This window comes from Aestuariivirga sp. (assembly GCF_046093005.1).
GTDB lineage: Bacteria > Pseudomonadota > Alphaproteobacteria > Rhizobiales > Aestuariivirgaceae > Aestuariivirga.
Genome location: NZ_JBJTER010000173.1, coordinates 1 through 22,985, shown reverse-complemented (window position 1 = coordinate 22,985; position 22,985 = coordinate 1). Strand labels below are relative to the sequence as shown.

At 64.8% G+C, this 22,985-nt stretch carries 22 protein-coding genes and 1 pseudogene; 8 read left to right on the top strand and 15 right to left on the bottom strand.

Translation table 11 applies throughout. The features are described 5' to 3' along the window. Positions 1-1,975: type II secretion system secretin GspD (gene gspD, locus ACKOED_RS14705; RefSeq protein WP_408917363.1), on the top strand; the 1,975-nt coding region annotated here is incomplete at its 5' end. Here gspD and ACKOED_RS14700 read toward each other — a convergent pair. Genes ACKOED_RS14700 through ACKOED_RS14655 form a run of 10 tightly spaced genes read right to left on the bottom strand, consistent with a single transcriptional unit; the run spans position 1,968 to position 10,107 of the window. Continuing rightward, positions 1,968-2,651: a hypothetical protein gene (locus tag ACKOED_RS14700; RefSeq protein WP_408917362.1), complete on the bottom strand. Its 684-nt coding sequence runs from the start codon at positions 2,649-2,651 to the stop codon at positions 1,968-1,970. The two genes, gspD and ACKOED_RS14700, sit on opposite strands and share 8 nt — an antisense overlap. Then, on the bottom strand, positions 2,648-3,220 hold the full coding sequence (gspM, locus tag ACKOED_RS14695) for a type II secretion system protein GspM (protein ID WP_408917361.1): 573 nt from the start codon (positions 3,218-3,220) through the stop codon (positions 2,648-2,650). Before gspM ends, ACKOED_RS14700 begins: the two co-directional genes overlap by 4 nt. Next, positions 3,217-4,305: a PilN domain-containing protein gene (locus ACKOED_RS14690; protein WP_408917360.1), complete on the bottom strand. Its 1,089-nt coding sequence runs from the start codon at positions 4,303-4,305 to the stop codon at positions 3,217-3,219. The genes gspM and ACKOED_RS14690 overlap by 4 nt, the downstream gene beginning before the upstream one ends. A 19-nt stretch (positions 4,306-4,324) precedes the next feature. Next, positions 4,325-5,269 (bottom strand): hypothetical protein, encoded by a 945-nt coding sequence (locus ACKOED_RS14685; protein ID WP_408917359.1) that lies wholly within the window; start codon positions 5,267-5,269, stop codon positions 4,325-4,327. Beyond that, the gene (locus ACKOED_RS14680) at positions 5,266-5,961 is read right to left on the bottom strand and encodes a prepilin-type N-terminal cleavage/methylation domain-containing protein (protein ID WP_408917358.1); all 696 of its coding nucleotides are present in this window, start codon (positions 5,959-5,961) and stop codon (positions 5,266-5,268) included. The genes ACKOED_RS14685 and ACKOED_RS14680 overlap by 4 nt, the downstream gene beginning before the upstream one ends. Further along, positions 5,958-6,338, bottom strand: a complete 381-nt coding sequence (locus ACKOED_RS14675) for a prepilin-type N-terminal cleavage/methylation domain-containing protein (RefSeq protein ID WP_408917357.1) — start codon at positions 6,336-6,338, stop codon at positions 5,958-5,960. Before ACKOED_RS14675 ends, ACKOED_RS14680 begins: the two co-directional genes overlap by 4 nt. Continuing rightward, positions 6,322-6,774 carry a GspH/FimT family pseudopilin gene (locus ACKOED_RS14670; RefSeq protein WP_408917356.1) on the bottom strand — a complete coding sequence of 151 codons (453 nt, stop codon included), beginning with the start codon at positions 6,772-6,774 and terminating at the stop codon, positions 6,322-6,324. The genes ACKOED_RS14675 and ACKOED_RS14670 overlap by 17 nt, the downstream gene beginning before the upstream one ends. Beyond that, positions 6,755-7,213: a type II secretion system major pseudopilin GspG gene (gene gspG, locus ACKOED_RS14665; protein WP_408917355.1), complete on the bottom strand. Its 459-nt coding sequence runs from the start codon at positions 7,211-7,213 to the stop codon at positions 6,755-6,757. Before gspG ends, ACKOED_RS14670 begins: the two co-directional genes overlap by 20 nt. A 27-nt stretch (positions 7,214-7,240) precedes the next feature. Continuing rightward, positions 7,241-8,452 (bottom strand): type II secretion system F family protein, encoded by a 1,212-nt coding sequence (locus tag ACKOED_RS14660; RefSeq protein ID WP_408917354.1) that lies wholly within the window; start codon positions 8,450-8,452, stop codon positions 7,241-7,243. Then, positions 8,452-10,107: a GspE/PulE family protein gene (locus tag ACKOED_RS14655; RefSeq protein ID WP_408917353.1), complete on the bottom strand. Its 1,656-nt coding sequence runs from the start codon at positions 10,105-10,107 to the stop codon at positions 8,452-8,454. The genes ACKOED_RS14660 and ACKOED_RS14655 overlap by 1 nt, the downstream gene beginning before the upstream one ends. A 276-nt stretch (positions 10,108-10,383) precedes the next feature. Between ACKOED_RS14655 and katG the strand changes: the two genes are divergently transcribed. After that, complete coding sequence (gene katG / locus ACKOED_RS14650) at positions 10,384-12,591, top strand: catalase/peroxidase HPI (protein ID WP_408917352.1); 2,208 nt, start codon at positions 10,384-10,386, stop codon at positions 12,589-12,591. 11 nt (positions 12,592-12,602) lie between these two features. On the opposite strand, the gene ACKOED_RS14645 is transcribed toward katG, so the two are convergent. From ACKOED_RS14645 to trxC, 3 genes are all read right to left on the bottom strand, one after another. Continuing rightward, positions 12,603-13,583, bottom strand: a complete 981-nt coding sequence (locus tag ACKOED_RS14645; protein WP_408917351.1) for an NAD(P)H-binding protein — start codon at positions 13,581-13,583, stop codon at positions 12,603-12,605. A gap of 20 nt (positions 13,584-13,603) precedes the next feature. Then, positions 13,604-14,158, bottom strand: coding sequence for a UPF0149 family protein (locus ACKOED_RS14640; RefSeq protein ID WP_408917350.1), 555 nt, complete (start codon positions 14,156-14,158; stop codon positions 13,604-13,606). Between the two features lie 61 nt (positions 14,159-14,219). Next, the gene (trxC, locus tag ACKOED_RS14635) at positions 14,220-14,660 is read right to left on the bottom strand and encodes a thioredoxin TrxC (protein WP_408917349.1); all 441 of its coding nucleotides are present in this window, start codon (positions 14,658-14,660) and stop codon (positions 14,220-14,222) included. A 161-nt stretch (positions 14,661-14,821) separates the two neighbouring features. Here trxC and sdhC point away from each other — a divergent pair, with 161 nt between their 5' ends. The 6 genes from sdhC (at position 14,822) to acnA (ending at position 21,391) form a co-directional block, all read left to right on the top strand. Further along, positions 14,822-15,217 carry a succinate dehydrogenase, cytochrome b556 subunit gene (gene sdhC / locus ACKOED_RS14630; RefSeq protein WP_408917348.1) on the top strand — a complete coding sequence of 132 codons (396 nt, stop codon included), beginning with the start codon at positions 14,822-14,824 and terminating at the stop codon, positions 15,215-15,217. Continuing rightward, positions 15,217-15,597, top strand: coding sequence for a succinate dehydrogenase, hydrophobic membrane anchor protein (sdhD, locus tag ACKOED_RS14625; protein ID WP_408917347.1), 381 nt, complete (start codon positions 15,217-15,219; stop codon positions 15,595-15,597). The genes sdhC and sdhD overlap by 1 nt, the downstream gene beginning before the upstream one ends. Next, positions 15,597-17,438 carry a succinate dehydrogenase flavoprotein subunit gene (gene sdhA, locus ACKOED_RS14620; RefSeq protein ID WP_408917346.1) on the top strand — a complete coding sequence of 614 codons (1,842 nt, stop codon included), beginning with the start codon at positions 15,597-15,599 and terminating at the stop codon, positions 17,436-17,438. Before sdhD ends, sdhA begins: the two co-directional genes overlap by 1 nt. Positions 17,439-17,519: 81 nt before the next feature. After that, positions 17,520-17,819: a virulence factor gene (locus ACKOED_RS14615; protein ID WP_408917345.1), complete on the top strand. Its 300-nt coding sequence runs from the start codon at positions 17,520-17,522 to the stop codon at positions 17,817-17,819. A 2-nt stretch (positions 17,820-17,821) separates the two neighbouring features. Beyond that, on the top strand, positions 17,822-18,598 hold the full coding sequence (locus tag ACKOED_RS14610) for a succinate dehydrogenase iron-sulfur subunit (protein WP_408917344.1): 777 nt from the start codon (positions 17,822-17,824) through the stop codon (positions 18,596-18,598). 93 nt (positions 18,599-18,691) lie between these two features. Then, complete coding sequence (gene acnA, locus ACKOED_RS14605; protein ID WP_408917343.1) at positions 18,692-21,391, top strand: aconitate hydratase AcnA; 2,700 nt, start codon at positions 18,692-18,694, stop codon at positions 21,389-21,391. A gap of 19 nt (positions 21,392-21,410) precedes the next feature. Here acnA and ACKOED_RS14600 read toward each other — a convergent pair whose 3' ends face one another. Next, positions 21,411-22,448 (bottom strand): aspartate-semialdehyde dehydrogenase, encoded by a 1,038-nt coding sequence (locus tag ACKOED_RS14600; RefSeq protein ID WP_408917342.1) that lies wholly within the window; start codon positions 22,446-22,448, stop codon positions 21,411-21,413. A 270-nt stretch (positions 22,449-22,718) separates the two neighbouring features. Next, positions 22,719-22,985 (bottom strand): annotated as a pseudogene (locus ACKOED_RS14595) (modification methylase); the annotation flags it as partial.

The window sequence follows — 22,985 nt, the reverse complement described above, 5'->3', positions numbered from 1 at the left end:
CGAAGTATTCCCGGGCGCCAGCGCCGAGTGGACAGAGGATGGTGGAGATCCGCCGCCTGGCGTGGGCGCCCTCGACGACGGCAAGTTCACCGTGAACGTCGACCAGGCGGGACTGCCCGAAGCTGCGAGGCTGATACTCGGCGAAACCCTAGGCTACAACTACACCATCGATCCCCGTGTGCAGGGCAGCATCACGCTGGTCTCCAACCGGCCACTCAGCGCCCGCGAATTGCTCAGCGCTTTCGAGGCGGCATTGCGCCTGAGTGGGGCGGCGCTCATTCAATCGGATGGCAATTTCAAGATCGTGGCGCTGCAAGAAGTGCTGGATGGCGAGATGGGAACCGCCGATATTGGAAAGGGCGTTTCGCCGGGTTACGGCGTCAATGCTATTCCCCTGCGCCATATTGGAGCCGGCAATCTCATGGAGCTGCTCGACAGCTTCATCGCCCGGTCGGGCACGGTGCGCGCAAGCAAAGCTGGAAACATGATCCTGATCCGCGGTCCTGCGGAAGAGCGCCGCGCGCTTGTCGACGTTGTGCTATCGTTTGACGTCGACTGGATGAAGACCCAGACCGCCAGCATTGTGAGCCTTGAAAATGGCCGCGCCGAGGATCTCGCCAGCAGGATCGAGCAAGTCTTCGCCGAAGACTCCGCCAACGCCGGCCCCAATGCGCTGAAGGTTATCCCGGTGCCAAGCCTTAACGGTCTGATCGTCATCGCCAACAGCCAGGCGAAGGTAAAGCGGGCCATCAATTGGATACGCCGGCTTGACCGGGAGAGCGTCGACGCACCAAACTTCTATGTTTACGCCGTGCAGAACGGCAACGCGGTAGAACTCGCAAGGATACTCAACGCCACTTTCGGAACCGGGGGCAGCGATGCGGGGCCAACCGCTGACGTCGCGCCCGATACCGAGACCATGGATGTTTCACTCGAAAGCACCGACACCAACCCTTCAGACCAGTCCGGATCGCAGCCGCCGGAAGCCCTGCAGCCAGGCCAGCAACAGCCGGATGCGGCGCCGCCCGTCACCACCGGCAGCACCAGCAGCGCCGGGGCTGGTTCCAGCGGCGGGGCCGCCACTTACGCCATCGGCAACATCACGCGGATCACGCCCAATCCGTCGAACAACACCATCGTCATCCGCGCCACGCCGAAGGAGTACCGGAAGATCCTGGCGACGCTCCGCCAGATCGACGCCGCCCCAACCCAGGTGCTGATCACCGCCACCATCGCTGAGGTATCGCTCAACAACCAGCTGCGCTATGGCGTGCAGGCTTATTTCAAGAACAACAACATTGCCATCGCGCTGGCTGGCAGCAAGCCTTTGCCCAACGGCCCGGTGATCAGCCCGCAGTTTCCGGGCCTCAACTTCCTGCTCGGCGGAATATCCGATCCGGAACTGGTGCTTGACGCGCTTTCCGGCATCACCAAGGTGCGCATCGTCTCTTCGCCGTCGCTGCTGGTTCTGGAAAACGAAGTGGCGACCATCCGGGTAGGCGACCAGATACCCATTCAGAGCCAGACGGTGGCTACCGACGGGGGCAATTTCGTGAATTCGTTCGAATATCGCGATACTGGCGTGATCCTGAGAGTAAAGCCCCGGGTCAACGCCAATGGCGTCGTCACCATCGACCTTGGCCAGGAACTTTCGGCGGTGCTGAAAGGTGCGGCGGGCGTCGGCAACAACCCTTCTTTTACGCAGCGTTCGCTGACCAGCAAGGTGTCGGTGAATGATCAGCAGACGGTGCTGCTGGGCGGTCTGATCTCAGGCGCCGAGGATGGCACGCGCACCACCGTGCCCGGCTCCGACAAGGTGCCGGTAATCGGCGATCTGATCGGCACCACCGACAATACCGCGAGGCGCACGGAACTTATTGTTCTCATCACGCCCAAGATCATCCGCGATGGCAAGGACGCGGCGCGCGAATCCCAGGAGTTGCGCAACAAGATGAAGAACCTTCAGTTCAATTGAGTGCAGGGCCACCCGCATCCGCGTCAGTCCCGGGTGGCGCAACACCTGGCACCATCGGCACGGGCGAACCATCCGGAGGGACTGGTTCACCCGGTTCATCTTGCGGCAGGACCCGATCCTGTTCCGGCGGCTCGTTGCCCGTGTATTCGAATAGAGTAAGCGTTACCGCTTCGCCAGCGGACCCGATGACCACCGATCGGTCGCCGACTTCAAGCACGGTCCACTGGCCAGCCGCATCGCCCTCGCGCACATAGACAATCTCCGATGACGCCGTCAGTTCGAGTACCGCCAGGCGCCCCTGAGGCCCGGCGGAGACGCCGAGCAGCCGGTAGTCACCGGCATTGGGACCGGCCGGCGGCGGCTCTGGAGGCGCAACGGGCGGTTCCGGCGGCGGTTCTGGCGTTAGCTGTTCTTCGGGCTTTGCTTCCGGCGGCCGCGGCAGGCGGCCAGGGTTGAACAGTGGCTGCTCAACAATGCTGGCATAGGTGTTGGACCCCAGGTTTTGGAGTGGATTGAGATCCACTGTCTTTGCTCCGCGTGCCGCCGTTGCAGCCGGCGCGGGCGCCGTGGCGCCGTCCTTGCCGTCAAAGCCCGGAAGCAATTGCTTGTACTGCTGAAACGCCAGGACGCCCAGCGCCATCGCCGCCGCCGCAAGCAAAGCCAGGCGGCGGTTCATGGCTGCTCACTCCAGCCATGCGCCTCGACCCTGAATGAGGCGCGCAGCGCCTCCGACGGATACGGATCGGCAGCGCCGGCGGCCGACTGAGGCCGGATCTCAAGCCCGGTCACAAACATCAGCGGCAGCATTGCTTCGATGCTGATCAGGAATGCCCGCAGCTGCTCCAGGCTGCCCTCGGCGTCGATGCCGAGGCGATAGGCGGGTATGGACGAGCCTTCGCCATCGCTGGCCTCGAAAGGCTGGATTCGCAAAACGCTGAGGCCGCTGGTCGCCGCCGCTCCGCCAACCAACTCCTGGAAGCCGGCCATGGTCAGGCCGGGCGTGGCGCCGGTCAGAAACAGGCGCTCGGGCCCATCGGCGGCGGTCAGCCGTCCCGCGCCGTCGCGCACCTTCTTTTCAACGCGCGCGGCAAGCAGATCGCGCTCCGCCTGTTGTTGCGCAACCCGCTCTTCGAGACTGCCATGCCATGCCGCAAGGCCCGCTGCGGAGACGCCCGCGATCAGGATAGCCCCCGCCACGATTGCAAGGCCCCTGCGCGCCTCCGCCGAAAGCCTCAGCGCCGTCATGGAGCCGCTCCGGCGGCGGCATCCTGCTCGAAGCGCGCGTTGAGGGTGAAGGCGTTGGCGTTGCTGTCCTGGTCGCGTTCGGTCGCGGCTGCGAAATTCACATCCTTCAGAAGCGGCGACGATTCGAGAACCGCGATCAGCGCTGGGATGCCGCTGCCCTGTCCCTTGAGTTCCAGCTTGCCGCCGTTCAGCACCAGCGCTTCGAGGTAGACGTTGGCGGGCAGCAAAGCTGAAACATCGTTGAGCAGCGCCACCACCGGCGGCCGCTGGAGCCGCTGCTCACGCAGGCTGTTGGCGGCGGCAACGAGTGGCGTTTCGGCTGCCCCGCCGCCAGCGGGCGCGCGCAGCGCCGCGGCTGCTTCGGCGGTTTCAGCGCTCAGCCGGGACAACAGCGCATATGAGCGGTAAACTTCATAACCGCCATAGGATAGGGCGGCGAGGCCCACCACGGCTGCGGCCTTCGCGATCCGCGCCGCCTTCATCCGTGCCTTGCGCCGCTGATCTTCGCCGCCGAAGTCGATGGCCAGCCTCCCGCCGTCGGCGAGTTCTACGCCGAGCGTCCTCACCGAAGCGCCCGCCTGCCTCAGCTTTCCAGCCAGATCTTCAAACAGCGCGCGGCTCACTATTGCTACGTCGATCGTCACCTGGCGCGACTCGCCAATTGCAGGCCGCACCCGCATGCCCCACAGGCATTGGGCAAGAGGCCAGGGCGCGAGGCCCTCGACCTTGTTGCGGGTGATGGCCCTCAGCACGGTTTCGGACTCGGCGGGAAGCATGAGCTGCCGGGTCACCGCCTGATCGGCGGAGATTTCGATGCCGGCGTCTCCGCCGGGCTTCCCGCCCAGACGCTGGATAATCGCGGACATGGCCTCGGCAGGGCGGCCGGACGCGGACATCGCCGGCTCGCGGCCGCTGGCGTCCGCCCTTTCGAGGTCAATGCCGCCGGAGCGGACCTTGAACACCACTGGCGGCTTGTCAGCGCCGCCGCGCCGCAGCGCCAGCTCTTCGGCCAGCGCCAGGACAGGGTCCCGCAGGCTTCGCCAGAGAGCGGCGGCCGATATGATTCTCGTCGCGTCGCGCGTCATCGCTGAGCGTTCCTTGCCTTCATTCGCCGCCGGCTGCAAGGGTCCGAAACGGCAGCGGCCCGCTGGCCAGCAGCACGACGGCGCGCGACTGGCTTCCCGCCAGCAGGTTGGGCCCTTCCTCAAGCCGGAGTTCGATCACGAATGCTCTTGGTTCCGCGATGCTCAAATGGTCTTTGGTCCGCTGCAGCACCTGCTGCAACCTGGCATCGTCCTTTGCCTCGCGGCGCAGGCGCGCCTCGGCAATGACTTCAAGATCGGGCTTTGTCAGACCGGGGACAGCCTGCAACACATCATCGTCTGCGGCCATGGGATTGATCTTGCCTGTCGGATTGAAAATGGTGAGGTTCGCGGTGAAGGCCTGGCCCGGCGCCGCATTGGCATTCAGCAGTTCACCGATCTGCTCCACAGCCAGAAAGATCACCGGCGGGGGCGGAGGCTGATCGCCCGGCAGGGCGGAGTTGGGCGATGGCGGGCTGACGGGTTGTCCCGCCTGCCCGGGGGCGGGCGCGGCGGCTGGGGCTTTGTCTTTTTCCGGCGTTGCCTCTTCACGCAGCCTGGCGATGCGCTTGGCCAGGCCCCGGACCCTTGGGTCATCGATTTTCGTCCGCCGCGCCAGCGCTTCGATCAGCTCCGGATCTGACCGGTTGAGATCAATGAAGCTTGCGGCGTCGCGGATGCTGGCGCTGATCAGGACGCCTTGCCCCACATCGAGCGTTAACGGCTCACCATCGAAGAACAGCCGGTCCTCCGGCTTTGCCGCCAGGATCATGCCTTTCGCCGCCTCAAGGCCTGAACGCAATGCGAAATGCGTTGCCATGCGGCGCTGGTCGAGCCTCTCGCTGCCGATTCCCGACCGGGTCAGCGCGGTGGCCGCCACCACCATCACCGCCATGATGGCCACGGTCAACAGCACGGCAATCAGGATAATGCCGCGCTGCCCATGGTCTCGTGCCATCTTGCTCACTGGCTTTGTTCTCCGGGTGCCGCGTCGCCGCATGGCGGCTTCGTCTCAGCGGCGCATTCGGCTTCGGCATCAATCGCCAGCGACTGCACGAAGCCGGGTACCCGGAGCTCACCGGTCTTGGTATCAATGATCGTCAGCCGGATTTGCTCCGGCATCGTGCGCTCGACCGACCACCGGCTGCTCCACTCCCGGATACCGGAGCGCTGCGCGCGATAGGCGAAACCGATGTCATAGGGGCCGCTCAGCAGGACCACCGGATCGCGCCATTCCGGAGCGCCAAGGGCGGCGCCATCAAACGGCATTGGCGCGCGTTCGCGGACCAGTTCGCTGCCGCCGTCGCCGTCCCGCAGGCTCAGGCGCACAAAATAGAGACCGGGGCTATCCGTGCCCTTGTCCTCGCGCAGCACATAGACGATCTCGTCCGGCTGTCCGTCGAATATATAGCCTTCGAGGTCTTCGGCGCCCGGGCGGCGGATCTTGGCTATCTGCGCCACGTCGCGCCCGAACAGATCCACCGCGGCGGCAATCGCCTGCTGCTGGCCAAGGGTTTGACGGGTACGATCGACGCCCATGCCGATCGATCGCATGGCAAGATTGAGCGAAACCAGAATCAGCGATGCCAGCGCCAGGGCTGCGAGCACTTCAAGCAGGGTAAAGCCTGCCTCCCGAGACCTTGTGTGGGTCCCTGTCATTTGCCGAGCTTCAGGGCTTCAGCCGAAAGGCGGCCGCCTGGTTCCCACATGGCGGTGGCGGTCAGCCGGTAGGTGACATAGGGAGCGGGAAGTCCATCGACGACATCGGCGGGGGCGATTTCGAGCCGCCAGCGGTAGCCGGCGGAATCGCCCTCGCGCAGCGCCGGTGCGGTCGTGTCCGATGCCAACTCGTCTTCGAGGATCGACTGCAGCAGGATGCGTGCGCCAAGATGCTTGTCCAGTGATTGCGCGCCTTTCAGCGATCCGCCGATGCCGCTTGTCAGCACGGCGATGGCGGAAGCGGCGATCGCCACGGCGCACAGCGCCTCGACCAGCGAGAAGCCCGCTTCGCGTTTGGCGTCAGAGCGTTTCGGCATGGGTGCGGCCGGTGAGCCAGTTGATCCGCAGCTGATAGCTGCGGCCTCGGAACGCGAATGAAAGTTCGCCCCCGGAGGAGCTGCCGGAGGGGAAGAACCGCACGCCCGGCGTCTCGCCGCCAGCGGCGGCGGCGACTTTGGCGTCCAGCGAAACGCCCTTTGGCACGTCCAGCACCCGTTCGGCGGCTGGAAAGCTGAGCCGGCGGCCATCCGCCTCGATCAGCACGGCGGTTTCCTTCTGACTTTCGATCGCGGCGGTGCGGGCATCGCGGAACATGGCCTCGGCATTGATGAGAAAGGCGCGCACGCGCGCCGATTCGCCGCTGCGCTGGCCGCCATAGATCACCGCAGAGGCGGTCAGGGCGAGAATGGCCAGTACCGCCAGCAGCTCGAGCAGGGTAAAGCCTGCCTCGCGGTCAGCTTGAGATATCGGCATCCTCGTCCGATCCGCCTTCCTTGCCATCAGCGCCGTAGCTCTTGATCACGAAGGAGGCGCCGTTCTGCCCCGCACCATAAAGAAATGGCCGGCCCCAGGGATCCTGCGGCACCTCGCCCTTCGTCAGATAGGGCCCATTCCAGCCAGGAATGTTGCCGGTGGGTTTGACGAGCGCTTGCAGGCCTTCCGAAGAGGTGGGGTAGCGGCCGACGTCGATGTGGAAGAGCTCCATGGCGGTGACCAGGCTTTCGATCTGCACATGCGCCGTCTTGGCGCGCGAGCTGCCGAGATAACCGATCACCCGCGGACCGATGATGCTGGCCAGCAGCACAAGGATCACCAGCACGACCAGCAGTTCGACAAGGGTGAAACCAGCCTCGCCGTCAGTCTTGCGGCGGCCCTTGCCGCGCCGCGGCTTCCCGAAACTGAAATACTTCATGCCAAACACCCTTGTGACGGAATTCGCTCAAATTGCGAGATCGTTGATGCTGATGACCGCTCCCATCAGGGAGGTTATGATGAAACCCACGAATATGCTCAACAACAGAATAATGGCAGGACCGAGGAGTGCTGCCGCGCGATCCGAAAGCTGGTCAAGCTCGTCCTCGAGGATGTCTGTCACGCGCAGGATGCTGGGGCTGAGATTGCCGGTCTCCGCCCCTACCTTGATCATCCGGGCGAGAAGCGGCGACAGGATGCCTGAGCCTTCGAGCGGCGCGATGAAGTCCTCGCCGCGGCGCAGTGCTGTTTCCATGTCCTGCGCCGTTTCGCGGACGCGGCGGTTGGGTGTCGAGCCGGCGATCAGCTTCAGGCTTGCCGGCAGCGTCATGCCCGCCGCGGCGAGCGAGCCCAGGACCCGGCAGAACTGCGCGACCTCGGATTTCATGAGCAGCCGTCCGATCACCGGCAGGCGCAGGGCTGCGCCGCGCAGCAGCCGCGGCAAGGGACCGCGCGTCCAGAGCAGGGCAATGACCAGCGCGGCAGCAGCAAGGCTCGCCGCGAAGGCGATGCCATTGGCCACCAGCCAGTCGGATACGGCGATCACCGCCCGGGCGCTTTCGGGCACCGGCGCGCCGCTACTGGAGATCATGTCCTTGATCCCGGGCACCACCGCAATCATCAGGAAGATCACGACGCCGATCGACAGGACGACCAGCATCATCGGGTATACCAGGGCGGAAATCAGCTTGCCGCGCACTTTCTGTTCGCGCTCCCGGGCCGCGGCCAGCCGGTCGAGCGCCGCGGCCAGCGTTCCCGTCGCCTCACCGGCCTCCACCATGCTGAGATAGAAGGGCGGGAAGAGGCCGGTGGCCGCCAGAGCATCATGAAAGTTCCGTCCCTTGCGAATCTCGCCCTGGACCTCGCCGAGAACCCTGGACAACGGCTTCGAGAAACTTTCCCGCGCTAGGATCTCAAGTGACCGGTTCAGCGTGGTTCCGGCCTGCAGCAGCCACGCGAGCTGGCGGGTGAAGGCGGTGATCTCCTTGCTGGCAATGCCGGTTCCGCCGAGGTTCAGGAGCGAGGATACGCCCTGGTCCTGGCCTTCCTCGCTGATGTCGATCGGATGCAAGCCCTGGTCGGACAGACGGCTGATGGCGAGTGACCTGTCCGCGCCCTCGATGGTGCCCGCCACCCGTTCGCCGCTGTCCTTGACCGCGAGATAGCGAAAGTTCGCCATCAATCCTCCGAGGTCACGCGGCCGAGTTCCTCCACGGTGGTGAGGCCCTCACGGCATTTGCGGAAACCATCGGCCATCATGCTGCCGACGCCGGCCCGGCGCGCTGACTCGACGAGCACGTCGGCGGATACGCCGGGCTTGATCAGGCGCCGCAACTCGTCGTCGATGGCAAGGACTTCGAAAATGGCGGCGCGGCCCGCAAAACCGGTGCCGCCGCAGTAGGTGCAGCCTCCGGGCTTATAGAGCCGCAGACCCGGCTCCCCCGCAGGCACGACCCCCGCCGGCAGCTGCATGAGCAGATCAGGTTGCGCGTCATAGGGAACCCGGCAGTGCGTGCACAGCTTGCGCACCAGGCGCTGGGCCACGACGCAGCGCAGCGTCGAGGCGATGAGATAGGCCTGAACGCCGAGGTCGAGCAGGCGCACGATGGCGCCCGCCGCCGAATTCGTGTGAAGCGTCGTCAGCACGAGATGCCCGGTGAGGGCCGCGTTGACCGCGATACTGGCGGTCTCGGCGTCGCGCATTTCGCCCACCATCATGATGTCCGGATCAAAGCGCAGGAGCGAGCGCAGCGAACGCGCGAAGGTGAGCCCGATCTCGGGATGCACCTGGATCTGGTTGACGCCCTGGATCTGGTATTCGACCGGGTCTTCGATGGTGACGATCTTGCGCCGCGGATCGTTGAGTACGCCAAGCGCCGCGGCCAGCGTGGTGGTCTTGCCGCTGCCGGTCGGTCCGGTGACGGCGATCATGCCGTGGGCGTGGGATATCTCATGGCGCAGCCGGGCAAGGTCAGCATCGGAAAGACCGAGCCGCGTGATCTCCGGCGCCTGGGTATTGGCGCTGAGAAAGCGGATGGCGATGCTTTCGCCGTGGATCGTCGGCATGGTGGCGACGCGGATGTCGTAATCGCGCTCGGCGATCTTGAGGCGGGCGCGGCCATCCTGCGGGAGGCGCTTTTCGGCGATGTTGAGGTTGGTCAGGATCTTCAGGCGCGATACGGCGGCCCGGCCGAGTTCCGGCGGCAGCCGCTCGCGCTCCTCCAGCAGCCCGTCGACGCGCTGCCGGACCACGACCTGGCCACGCGCCGGTTCGATGTGCAAATCGGTGGCGCGCGCCGCCGAGGCCTCGCGGAACAGCCGGTTGACCAGATCGATGACCGGCGCATCGAGCGCCAGATCCTTGAGTGCGTCGGCATCCTCGACACCCGCCCCCGGCCCCGCCGCGCCGGCGCCTTGCCGGACGTCATCCAGCCGTTCGATGGCCGAGAGGATCTGGTTGTCGGTCGCCACCGCCAGCGCCAGGTCCATGCCGGTCGCCAGCCGCAGCGCTGACAGGGTCGCCTCGTCGCTCGGATCGCTGATGATGACGCTCAGGACGCCACCCTCGACGGCAACCGGCAGGACATGGCGCTCGCGCATGAAGCGCAGCGAGATGGCGTCCGGAAGAACCCGGCCCGACGGCCAGCGTGACGCCATGGGTACATCGAAGACGCGGGAGAGCTCGAAGGCCAGCACCTGCTGATCAATGCTGCCCTGGCGGAGCAGCAGCCGGATGGCGGTGTCCTGTCCCGTGGCAGCCTGGCGGCCCAGATGCGCGGCCAGCTCCTCGGAAATCAAGGCGCGGCGGGAGAGATCGGAGAGCAGGGTGTTCACGGCCGTTACTCTAACGGGGGAGGCTGCGTCGCACAATCGGTTGCCGTCCTGGCGCGGCCAGACGGCCCGTCGGTGATGGCTGCTTCGAACTGCCGCACATATCCAAGCCGATGTTATTAAATGGATTTTTTCTGTCCTGTTGCTCGGAGATTCAGGCTGTTTCTGCGCTGATTTCTGCTATAGAAACCGGCGGGGAATGAGCCTCGGCCCAAAACCGCCGCGCCCCGCGCTGCGTAAAAGGACTGAGAAATCAAGATTTGAGTGGAGAAAGAATTCATGGACAAGAAGGTCACCGAAACTGCCAGCCAGTGCCCGTTTCACGGAGCGCCCAAGCATGCCTCGTTTTCCGGCCGCTCAAACAGCGACTGGTGGCCGAACCAGCTGAACCTCAGGATCCTGCACCAGCATTCCTCGCTGTCGAGCCCGATGGCCAGGTCCTTCAGCTATGCGGACGAATTCAAGAAACTCGATTACCAGGCGCTGAAAAAGGATCTCGCGGCGCTGATGACCGATTCGCAGGAGTGGTGGCCCGCCGACTGGGGCCATTACGGCCCGTTCTTCATCCGCATGGCCTGGCATAGCGCCGGCACCTACCGCACGGGCGACGGCCGCGGTGGCGCTGGCCACGGGATGCAGCGCTTCGCGCCGCTCAACAGCTGGCCGGACAACACCAACCTCGACAAGGCCCGCCGCCTGCTGTGGCCGATCAAGCAGAAATACGGCAACCGCATCTCCTGGGCGGACCTGATGATCCTGACCGGCAATGTCGCGCTCGAAACCATGGGCTTCAAGACCTTCGGGTTCGGCGGCGGCCGCGCCGACATGTGGGAGCCCGATGAGGACGTCTACTGGGGCAAGGAAGACACCTGGCTCGGCGACAAGCGCTATTCCGGCGATCGTGACCTCGAGAACCCGCTGGCCGCCGTCCAGATGGGCCTCATCTATGTCAATCCGGAAGGCCCCAATGGCAAGCCGGACCCTGTTGCCTCGGCCCGCGACATCCGCGAGACCTTCGCGCGCATGGCGATGAACGACGAAGAGACCGTGGCGCTGATCGCCGGCGGCCACACCTTCGGCAAGACCCATGGCGCTGGCCCCGCCAACAATGTGGGCCCCGAGCCCGAGAGCGCCCCTGTCGAGATGCTGGGCCTTGGCTGGGCCTCCTCCTACAAGAGCGGCAAGGGTGCTGACGCCATCACCAGCGGTCTCGAAGGCGCGTGGACGACGACGCCCACCCAATGGAGCAACAACTACTTCGAGAACCTGCTCAACTATGAGTGGGAGCTGACCAAGAGCCCGGCGGGAGCCTGGCAGTGGACGCCGAAAAATGCCGAGGCCAAGGGCACGGTGCCGGATCCCTATGACCCGGCCAAGCGGCTGACGCCGATGATGCTGACCACCGACCTCGCGCTCCGCGCGGACCCCGCCTATGAGAAGATTTCGCGCCGCTTCCTGGCCGAGCCGGCGGCTTTCGCGGATGCCTTCGCGCGCGCATGGTTCAAGCTCACCCACCGCGACATGGGACCGAAGGTCGGCTATCTCGGCCCCGAGGTGCCCGCCGAAAACCTGATCTGGCAGGATCCGCTGCCGGCCCGCGATTTCGATCTGATCGATGCCGCCGACATCGCGGCGTTGAAGGCGAAGATCATGGCGTCCGGCCTGTCGATCGCGCAGCTGGTGGCCACCGCCTGGGCCTCGGCCTCGACGTTCCGCGGTTCGGACAAGCGCGGCGGCGCCAATGGCGCGCGCATCCGGCTCAGCCCGCAGAAGGACTGGGACGTGAACCAGCCCGCCCAGCTTGCTGCCGTGCTTGCCGGGCTGGAAGCGATCCAGAAGGAATTCAACGCCGCGCAGAAAGGCAAGAAGCGCGTCTCGCTTGCTGACCTGATCGTGCTGGGCGGTGGCGCGGCGGTGGAAGCCCCCGCGAAGAAGGCCGGGCACGCGGTCGAGGTGCCGTTCACGCCGGGCCGCACCGATGCCACCGAGGATCAGACCGACGTCGAATCCTTCGCGGTGCTGGAGCCGACGGCCGATGGCTTCCGCAACTACCTCAAGACCAAATACTCGCTCTCGGCCGAGGAACTGCTCGTCGACAAGGCGCAGCTCCTGACCCTCACCGCACCTGAAATGACGGCGCTGATCGGCGGCCTCCGGGTGCTCAACGCCAATCACGGCCAGTCGCAGCATGGCGTGTTCACCAAGCGCGCCGAAACGCTCAGCAATGACTTCTTCGTCAACCTGCTGGACATGGGCACGGTGTGGACAGCCACCTCGCCCGCCGAGGACGTGTTCGAGGGCCGCGACCGCAAGACCGGCAAGATCAAGTGGACGGCAACCCGTGTCGACCTGGTGTTCGGCTCCAACTCGCAGCTGCGGGCGCTGGCCGAAGTCTATGCCCAGGGCGACGGCGAGAAGGCCCTGGTGCACGAGTTTGTCAAGGCCTGGGCCAAGGTGATGAACGCCGACCGCTTCGATATCGCCTGAGGCGAGGGACGTTAGAAGACGCTGTGCGCGCCGAGGCCGGCTTCGGCCTCGCCCGCCAGCACGCGCCGGTAATGGTCCGCCAGGCGGTCGGTCCCGAATGACGGCGTGAGCGCAGCGTCATAGCGGCCGGCGTCCTCGTCCCACACCAGCATCGATTCGGTGGCGTAGTAGCGTCCGATGCGCGCCAGTTCGGCCTTGGCCTTGAGGCGTGAGGAGACCAGCCCCGCCGTGCTGAGGCCAAATACGATGGCGTCGAGCAGCGCCACCGGCACCTGCCGGAGGCGCGGCGGCTGGCCCAGCAAGTCGAACAACAGCTCCGCCTGCTGGCGCGGCGTGATCGCCTCGCCAGGCCCGCCGATGGGCAGGATCTTGTTATGGCAGGCGGGGTCGCTGAGGCAGCGGGCAAGAAACCGCCCCGTATCGCGGTCGCTGATCGGCTTGGTGGCGGTCAACCGCCCATCGCCGAACACCAGGAAGGGCTTGCCTTGCCTCACCCGGGCAATCTGGCCCGACAATGATTTGAAATAGGCGGTGGGCCGCACGATGGAATAGGTAAGGCCCGACTCGATCAGCGTCTTCTCGAAGGCGAGCTTGGCATGCTGGAAAGCGAGGCGTGGCTTCTGCACGCAGATCGCGGAAAGCAGCACCACATGGCGGACACCCGCCTCGCGCGCCGCCGCCAGCGCTTCGACATGGGCGCGGTGGTCGATGGCCCAGGCATCGGCGGGCGCACCGCTGCGTGAGGCCAGGCAGGACAGCAGGACATCGAAACGCTCACCGCGGAAACCGTCACGGCGCAGCGAGACCGGGTCTGCCGCTTCACCCGGACGGACTTCGGCGCTGGAATGAAGTTTCTGGGCTGATTGCGGCCGTACCAGGCACACAACCTGATGGCCCTGTTCACACAACGCCTCGACTGCGGCCATGCCGATGGTTCCGCTGCCGCCGATAACAAAGACGCGTTGTGGCCCGCTGGCGCCTGGATCTGCCATGCCGCGCCGGGCGGGCTGCGTCAGGCGGCCTGCAAGCCGCCCCGCGCCTCAGCCTGTATGACACTGGCCAGGTAGTCGAGATGCTGGTTGATGTTGTCGATCTGCTCAGGGCTGACCAGTCCGGAAAAATACGCATCATGATTGTGATAGCAGGCGCAGAGCACCACCGCGAGCGAGCTTTCCACCTGATGGATCGCACTTTGCCAGGGGCCGGGATTGGCTTCGATCGCTTGCATGAAGCCCTCCGCCCAGTCGGCGGCGAGGAACAGCCCATCCTCGGTCTTTGGCAGGATGGCCGCGTCCAGCCGGGGGTGTTCGGCCACCGCACAGCGCACCTCCTCCTCGAAAGACAGAAGGTCGTTCATGACCTTCCATTCCTCGTCCTCGGACAGAAACCGCGGCGTCTCGCCGGACCAGATCCAGTCCGTCCAGTTGGCGCAGGGAAGCGGGCCTGCCATCGCCAGTCCGGTGAGGAAGCCGTGAAGATCGTCCGGCGCCATGGTCCAGCGCGGCGCGCGGCCGGATGTGGCATAGGCTTTGAACGATTCGAGTTGGCAGATAGTGTCCTCGGACATCGGGCGAATCCGTCGTGGTTCGATCACATGACGACGATTGCCCGAGATGGTTAATTTTCTGTTACGAACCTAGAGCCAGGACAGCATCGCGCAGCCATTGTACGATCTGCCCCGCCGGCATGGCGCCGGACTGGCGGGCCACCTCGCGGCCGTTTCTGAACACCATCATGGTCGGGATTGAGCGGATGCCATGGGCTGCCGCCGCCTCCGGGGCTGCCTCGGTGTCCAGCTTGGCGAAGCGCACCAGCGGTTCCAGCGCCTGGGCGGCCTTCACGAATTCCGGGGCCATCATCTTGCAGGGGCCGCACCAGTCTGCCCAAAAATCGACCACCAGCGGAATGGAGTCGCGGGTGATGTGGCGGGCAAGGCCCGCGCCATCAAGGTCAGCCGGCCGGCCCTGGAACAGGGGTTCGCGGCATTTCCCGCACCGGGCCGTTTCGGCAGGTTTTCCGGGCGGGATGCGGTTTATGGCCCCGCAGGCCGGACAGACGATTTGCGGCATGTGACATCCTGGCGTTGTTAACCGCCTGTATGGCGTCCGGAGCGCATGCTCCATGATCTGCGTCAAGCCGTCTCAAGGGCAAACCATTCTATGGCTTTAGACTTATTTGCGATCAACCGCCGCACAGGCTAGATACCGGGCCGGGAACGGGAACAGGCACCATGGCAAATACTGGAAAATCAGGGCGTCCCCTCTCGCCGCACCTGCAGATCTACCGGCGCACGCTGACGATGATGATGTCCATCATGCACCGCGCCACCGGCATCGCGCTTTATGCCGGAACCCTGCTCCTGGTCTGGTGGCTTACCGCCGCCGCCACCTCGGACGCCTATTTCGACATGGTCCAGGGGGTGTTCGGAAGCTGGATCGGCCAGATCGTGCTGTTCGGCTTTACCTGGGCGCTCGTCCACCACGCGGCGGGCGGCATTCGCCACCTGATCTGGGATACCGGGCGTGGCTTTGATCTCGTCTCCGTCGAGGCCTCGGCCAGGATCGCGCTGGCCTCGTCGATCATCATCACCATCGCCCTCTGGGCGTTTGCCTATGGGGTGATGTGATGCTGCGCAAGACGGCCCTCGGCCAGGTTCTCGGTCTTGGTTCCGCGAAGTCGGGAACCGAACACTTCCTCGCCCAGCGGGTGACGGCCATCGCCGGCCTGCCGCTGGTGGTGTTCCTGGTCGTCTTCATCCTCAGCCATCTGGGCGCCAGCCGCGCCGAGATGGTGGCCAGCCTGCGCAATCCGCTGGTGGCGATCCTGCTTGGTCTCACGATGATCAACCTGCTGTGGCACATGCGGTTGGGCCTGCAGGTGGTGATCGAGGACTATGTGCATAGCCCCACGCGCAAATACGCGGCGCTGCTGCTCAACACCTTCTTTGCCGTGGCGATGGGCGTCGCGGCGCTCTATGCAATTCTCAAGATAAGCTTCGGATTGTGATGGCCGTGGTCGAGACCAAGAAGAACGCCCCGAAGAGCTTTTCGATCGGCGGCCGTGCCTATCCGGTGACCGACCACAGCTTCGACGTGGTCGTCGTCGGCGCCGGCGGCTCCGGTTTGCGCGCGGCGCTCGGTGCTTCGCAGGCCGGCCTCCGGACGGCGTGCATCTCCAAGGTGTTTCCGACCCGCTCGCACACGGTGGCCGCCCAGGGCGGCATCGCGGCCTCGCTTGCCAATATGGGCCCGGACGACTGGCGCTGGCACATGTATGACACCGTCAAGGGCGCCGACTGGCTGGGCGACCAGGATGCCATCGAATATCTCTGCCGCAACGCTCCCACCGCGGTCTATGAGCTTGAGCATTTCGGCATGCCGTTCTCGCGCACCGAAGAGGGCAAGATCTATCAGCGCCCGTTCGGCGGCCACATGATGAATTTCGGCGCCGGCCCGCCGGTGCAGCGCACCTGCGCCGCCGCCGACCGCACCGGCCACGCCATGCTGCACACGCTTTACGGCCAGAGCCTGCGCCATTCGGCTGAATTCTTCATCGAGTACTTCGCGCTCGACCTGATCATGGAGGATGGCGCCTGCCGCGGCCTCACCGCCATGTGCATGGAAGACGGGTCGATCCACCGCTTCCGGGCCCATCAGACGATCCTCGCCACGGGAGGCTATGGCCGGGCCTATTTCTCCGCCACCTCGGCGCACACCTGCACCGGCGACGGCAACGCCATGGTGCTGCGTGCGGGGCTTCCCTGCCAGGACATGGAATTCGTTCAGTTCCACCCCACCGGCATCTATGGCGCTGGCTGCCTCATCACCGAGGGCGCGCGCGGCGAGGGCGGCTATCTCACCAATTCCGAGGGCGAGCGCTTCATGGAGCGCTATGCGCCCTCCGCCAAGGACCTCGCCTCGCGCGACGTCGTCTCGCGCTCGATGACGCTGGAAATCCGCGAGGGCCGCGGTGTGGGCGAGCACAGGGATCACATCTACCTGCACCTCGAACACCTTGACCCCAAGGTGCTGCATGAGCGGCTGCCGGGGATTTCCGAATCGGCCAAGATCTTCGCTGGTGTCGATGTCACGCGTGAGCCGATTCCGATCCTGCCGACGGTGCACTACAACATGGGTGGCGTGCCCACCAATTATCACGGCGAGGTGCTGGCCGGAGACCCCGCCGACCCCGAAAGAACCGTGCCCGGCCTGATGGCGGTGGGCGAGGCGGCTTGCGTTTCCGTGCATGGCGCCAACCGGCTCGGCTCCAATTCGCTGATCGACCTCGTGGTGTTTGGCCGCGCCGCAGCCCTGCGCTGCGCCGAACTGGTGAAGCCCAATTCGCCCCACGCCGATCTTCCCGCCGATGCCGGCGAAATGGCGGTGTCGCGCGTCGACCGCTACCGCTTTGCGGATGGCGCGACACCTACATCCGAATTGCGCCTGCGCATGCAGAAGATCATGCAGGAGGATGCCGCCGTGTTCCGCACTGGCGAGACCCTGTCCCAGGGCGTGAAGCGCCTCATGGAGGTTTGGAAAGCCGGCGACGATATCCGTGTCTCGGACCGTTCGCTGGTGTGGAACAGCGATCTCGTCGAGACGCTGGAGTTCGAGAATCTCATCCTGCAGGCGGCGGCCACCGTGGTCAGCGCGGAGGCCCGCACCGAAAGCCGCGGCGCCCACGCGCGGGAAGACTTCCCCAACCGCGATGATGCGCATTGGATGAAGCACACGCTCGCCTGGACCGACTCCGGCGCCAAGAGCGTGACGCTTGCCTACCGGCCGGTGCATGACTTCACGCTGACCGACGACATTGACTACATCAAGCCCAAGGCGAGGGTTTATTAGCTGCATTCAGCGTGGGACAGGCGAGCAATGGCGCAAACTTCTATCGGGCATAACAGGCCCCCTGGCGCGGGAGGATCGAGGATGTACGCAATCGTGTTTGATTTCGACACCCAGACACTAGAGCAGACCTATCCAAACGCTTCCTCGCGCAACGCCTACACAGATGTGCGCAACTTTCTTTCCGAGCGTGGTTTTGAATGGAAGCAGGGCAGCACCTACTTCGGCAATGACACGGTTGATGCCGTGAGGTGCGTGACCGTGGTCCAAAGGCTTGCAAGGAAGTATCCTTGGTTCAAGGCCTCTGTGCGCGACATCAGGATGCTGAGGATTGAGGAAAACAACGATCTCATGGCTGCAATCGACGAAGTGGAAGACAACTGAGCATGGCCGAATTCACCCTTCCCAGAAATTCCAAGGTCCAGCAGGGCAAGGCCTGGCCCAGGCCGCCGGGCAAGAACCTGCGTGACTTCAAGGTCTACCGCTGGAATCCGGACGACGGCCAGAACCCGCGCATCGACACCTACACGGTCGACATGGACAAATGCGGCCCGATGGTGCTGGACGCGCTGATCAAGATCAAGAACGAGCAGGACCCGACGCTGACCTTCCGCCGCTCCTGCCGGGAAGGCATCTGCGGCTCCTGCGCCATGAACATCGATGGCGTCAACACGCTGGCCTGCCTCAAGTCCTGTGGCGACGTGAAGGGCGACATCCGCATCTATCCGCTGCCGCACATGCCGGTGATCAAGGATCTGGTGCCGGACCTCACGCGCTTCTATGCCCAGCACCGGGCCATCGAACCCTGGCTCAAGACGGTCACGCCCGAGCCGCAGACCGAATGGCGGCAGAGCCCCGAAGACCGGCAAAAGCTCGACGGCCTCTATGAATGCATCCTGTGCGCCTGCTGCTCCACCTCCTGCCCGTCCTACTGGTGGAACGGCGACCGCTACGTGGGCCCGGCGGCGCTGCTGCAGGCCTATCGCTGGCTGATCGATTCGCGCGACGAGGGCACGGGCTCGCGGCTTGACACGCTGGAAGACCCGTTCCGGCTCTACCGCTGCCACACCATCATGAACTGCGCCAAGACCTGCCCGAAGGGCCTGTCGCCGGCCAGAGCCATTGCCGAGATCAAGAAGATGATGGTGGAACGCCGCGTGTAGCGAAGCCCGGCACGTCCGCCCTTGGTTCAACTGGTCGGCCCAGGCGAAAGCGACTATAGCCCGCGCCGACCCACACCGTAAGAAGAGGCCCCGATGTCACTCGACAGTTTCAAATGCCGCAAGACCCTCAAGGTTGGCAGCAAGACCTATGCCTATTTCAGCCTCAAGGCCGCCGAGAAGAACGGGCTCAAGGGCATCTCGCGGCTTCCCTATTCGCTGAAGGTGCTGCTGGAAAACCTGCTGCGCTTCGAGGACGGCCGGTCGGTGACCAAGGCCGACATCGAGGGCATCGCCAAGTGGCTCAGCAATCGCGGCCGCGCCGAAAAGGAAATCGCCTTCCGCCCGGCCCGCGTGCTGATGCAGGATTTCACCGGCGTTCCGGCGGTGGTCGATCTTGCGGCGATGCGTGACGCCATGAAGGCGCTGGGCAAGGACCCGAAGAAGATCAATCCGCTCGCACCCGTCGATCTGGTCATCGACCATTCGGTGATGGTTGATTACTTCGCTAATTCGAAGGCCTTCAAGCAGAACGTGGCGCTGGAATATGACCGCAACGGCGAGCGCTACAAATTCCTGAAATGGGGGCAGGGGGCATTCGATAATTTCCGCGTGGTGCCGCCCGGCACCGGCATCTGCCACCAGGTGAACCTCGAATATCTGGCGAAAACCGTGTGGACGAGCACCGCCAGGGAGAACGGCAAGACTGTCACCTACGCCTATCCGGACACGCTGGTCGGCACTGATTCACACACCACCATGGTCAATGGCCTCGCGGTGCTGGGCTGGGGCGTGGGCGGCATCGAGGCCGAGGCCGCCATGCTCGGTCAGCCGATTTCCATGCTCATTCCGGAGGTGATCGGCTTCCGGCTCGATGGCGCGCTGCCACAGGGCACCACGGCCACCGACCTGGTGCTGACCGTCACCCAGATGCTGCGCAAGAAGGGCGTCGTGGGCAAGTTCGTCGAATTCTACGGGCCGGGTCTCAGCACGCTGTCGCTCGAGGACATGGCGACGATCGCCAACATGGCGCCGGAATATGGCGCCACCTGCGGCTTCTTCCCGATCGGCGCTGAAACCCTTGCCTATCTCAAGGGCACGGCGCGCCCCGCCGCCCAGGTGGCGCTGGTCGAGAAATATGCCAGGGCGCAGGGCATGTTCTGGACAGCGAAAGCTGAGGAACCGGTGTTCTCCGACACGCTGGCGCTCAATCTTGCCACCGTCGTACCCTCGATGGCCGGCCCCAAGCGCCCGCAGGACCGCGTCGAACTGGGCAACGCCGCCGCGGGCTTCGCCAAGGTCATGGCGGATGAATTCAAGAAGGCCGATGAACTCGGCAAGCGCTTCAAGGTCGAGAACGCCAATTTCGACCTGGGCCACGGTGACGTGGTGATCGCCGCCATCACCTCCTGCACCAACACCTCGAACCCCAGCGTGATGATCGGCGCCGGGCTTCTGGCGCGCAACGCGGTGAAGGCCGGCCTGTCCACCAAGCCCTGGGTCAAGACCTCGCTCGCGCCCGGATCGCAGGTGGTGACGGAATATCTCGCGTCCTCCGGCCTGCAGAAGGACCTCGACAGGCTGGGCTTCAACCTGGTGGGCTACGGCTGCACCACCTGCATCGGCAATTCCGGGCCGTTGCCGCAGAACATCGCTGATGCGGTCCGCAAGAATGATCTGGTGGCCGCCGCGGTGCTCTCCGGCAACCGCAATTTCGAGGGCCGCGTGAACCCGGATGTACGCGCCAACTATCTCGCCTCGCCGCCGCTGGTGGTGGCCTATGCGCTGGCCGGCTCGCTGCGCGCTGATCTCACCAGAGATCCCCTCGGCCATGACCGCAAGGGAAAACCCGTCTATCTGCGCGATATCTGGCCGTCGTCCAAGGAGATCGCCGCCGAGGTGCGCAAGAATGTCACCCGCAAGGCCTATGCCAAGCGCTACAAGGACGTGTTCAAGGGCGATGCGCAGTGGCGCGCGATCAAGGTCGCCAAGGGCATGAACTACGCCTGGGACCAGAACAGCACCTATGTCGCCAACCCGCCCTATTTCGAGGGCCTGTCGATGAAGCCCGCGCCGGTGAAGGACATCGCTGGCGCGCGTATCCTCGGATTGTTCCTCGACTCGATCACCACCGATCACATTTCGCCCGCCGGCGACATCAAGGCCGCCTCGCCGGCCGGCCGTTATCTGAATGCGCGCGGCGTCGAGAAAGTAGACTTCAATTCCTATGGAGCGCGCCGTGGCCATCATGAGGTGATGATGCGCGGCACCTTCGCCAACATCCGCATCAAGAACCAGATGGTGCCGGGCGTCGAGGGCGGTGTGACCAGGCATTACCCGGACGGCGAAACCATGCCGATCTATGACGCGGCCATGAAATACGCCGCCGAGGGAACGCCGCTGGTGATCTTTGCGGGCAAGGAATACGGCACCGGCTCCTCGCGTGACTGGGCGGCCAAGGGCACGCGCCTCCTCGGCGTGCGCGCGGTGATCGCCCAGAGCTTCGAGCGCATCCACCGCTCCAACCTGATCGGCATGGGTGTCGTTCCCTTGCAGTTCCGCGACGGCGAGAGCTGGCAGGCGCTGGGCCTCAGGGGCGACGAGACGGTCACCATCCGTGGGCTTGCCGAAGGCCTGAAGCCCCGCGCCACGCTGACGGTGAGCATCACGCGGGCCGATGGGTCTGCGGCGGAGGTCAAGGTTCTCTGCCGCATCGATACGCTGGATGAGCTCGACTATTACAGAAACGGCGGCATCATGCCCTACGTGCTGCGCAACCTCGCCAAGGCCGGGTGAGCGGATGAGGCGCGGCGGCTCAGGCCGCCTTCTTCATCAGGCCGCGGTTGATCAGGCTCTCGGCGATCTGAACGGCGTTGAGCGCGGCACCCTTGCGCAGATTGTCCGAGACCACCCACATGTTGAGGCCGTTCTCGATGGTCGCGTCCTCGCGGATGCGGGAGATGAAGGTGGCGAAATCGCCGACGCATTCCACCGGCGTGATGTAGCCGCCGTTCTCACGCTTGTCGATCACCATGCAGCCCGGCGCCTCGCGCAGGATCTCGCGCGCTTCCTCGGCTGAAATCGGCTTCTCGAACTCGATGTTCACGGCTTCCGAATGGCCGACGAACACCGGCACGCGCACACAGGTGGCGGTCAGCTTGATCTTCGGATCGAGGATCTTCTTGGTCTCGGCCGTCATCTTCCATTCTTCCTTGGTGTCGCCCGAGTCCATGAACACGTCGATGTGCGGAATGACGTTGAAAGCGATCTGCTTGGTGAACTTCCTGGGCTCCGGCGTATCGGTGACGAAAATGCCCTTGGTCTGGTTCCACAACTCGTCGAGGCCTTCCTTGCCGGCGCCCGAGACGGACTGATAAGTCGCCACCACCACGCGCTTGATGCGGGCCACGTCGTGCAGAGGCTTCAGCACCACGACGAGCTGCGCCGTCGAGCAGTTAGGATTGGCGATGATGTTGCGGCGGTTGGGCTTGGCCATATAGTCGGCCAGCACATGGGCGTTGACCTCCGGCACCACCAGCGGCACGTCCGGGTCGTAGCGCCAGCAGGACGAGTTATCGATCACGATGCAGCCCCTGGCGCCGATCTTCGGCGACCATTCCTTGGAAACGGCTGAGCCCGCCGACATCAGGCAGATGTCGACCTTGGAGAAATCGAACTGCTCGAGGTCCTGACACTTGAGCGTCCGGTCGCCGAACGATACCTCGACTCCCATCGACTTGCGTGAGGCAATGGCGTGGCACTCATCGACCGGAAACTGCCGCTCGTCGAGGATCGCCAGCATCTCGCGGCCCACATTGCCCGTGGCGCCGACAACCGCAACCTTGTAACCCATGTTCATACTCCTGAGGGCCTTCTGTCCTTTCCCCCGGAGCCGCGAGGGCTCCGCCTGGTCATAGAGGGGTCTTGCCTTCCACCCAGGCGGGGAAAGGCCGGGGGAAGGCTTACGATTTCGTGGTCTGTTTCGGGCGTTTCACAGCCGCGGACAGGCGCAGGGCGCGAAAACAAAAGTTATCGGCGAACTTCAAAGCCATGACCTGCCGTCTCGTGAACCGGGCGGGTTCTAGACAGGCGGCGCGGGCGAGTCAACCTGGTGGGCCGCCAGTCAGGCGGCCGGGGCCATCTCGGCGCGCAGCTGCTGGCGCAGCATGTCGATGGGAACCAGGTTTGGCCCCTTCCTGACATGCCAGAACGTCCAGCCATTGCAGGCCTCGGCGCCCTGCACATGGGCGCCGATCTTGTGGATGGAGCCTGAAGCATCCTTGCAGGCGATGGAGCCATCGGCCCTGACCCGCGCCGCGCTGCTCTGGGAGGCGTGGGACATCGTGTAGCCGCCCGGGAGGAGGAGGGGCTGGGGCGTCGAGGGGCACGG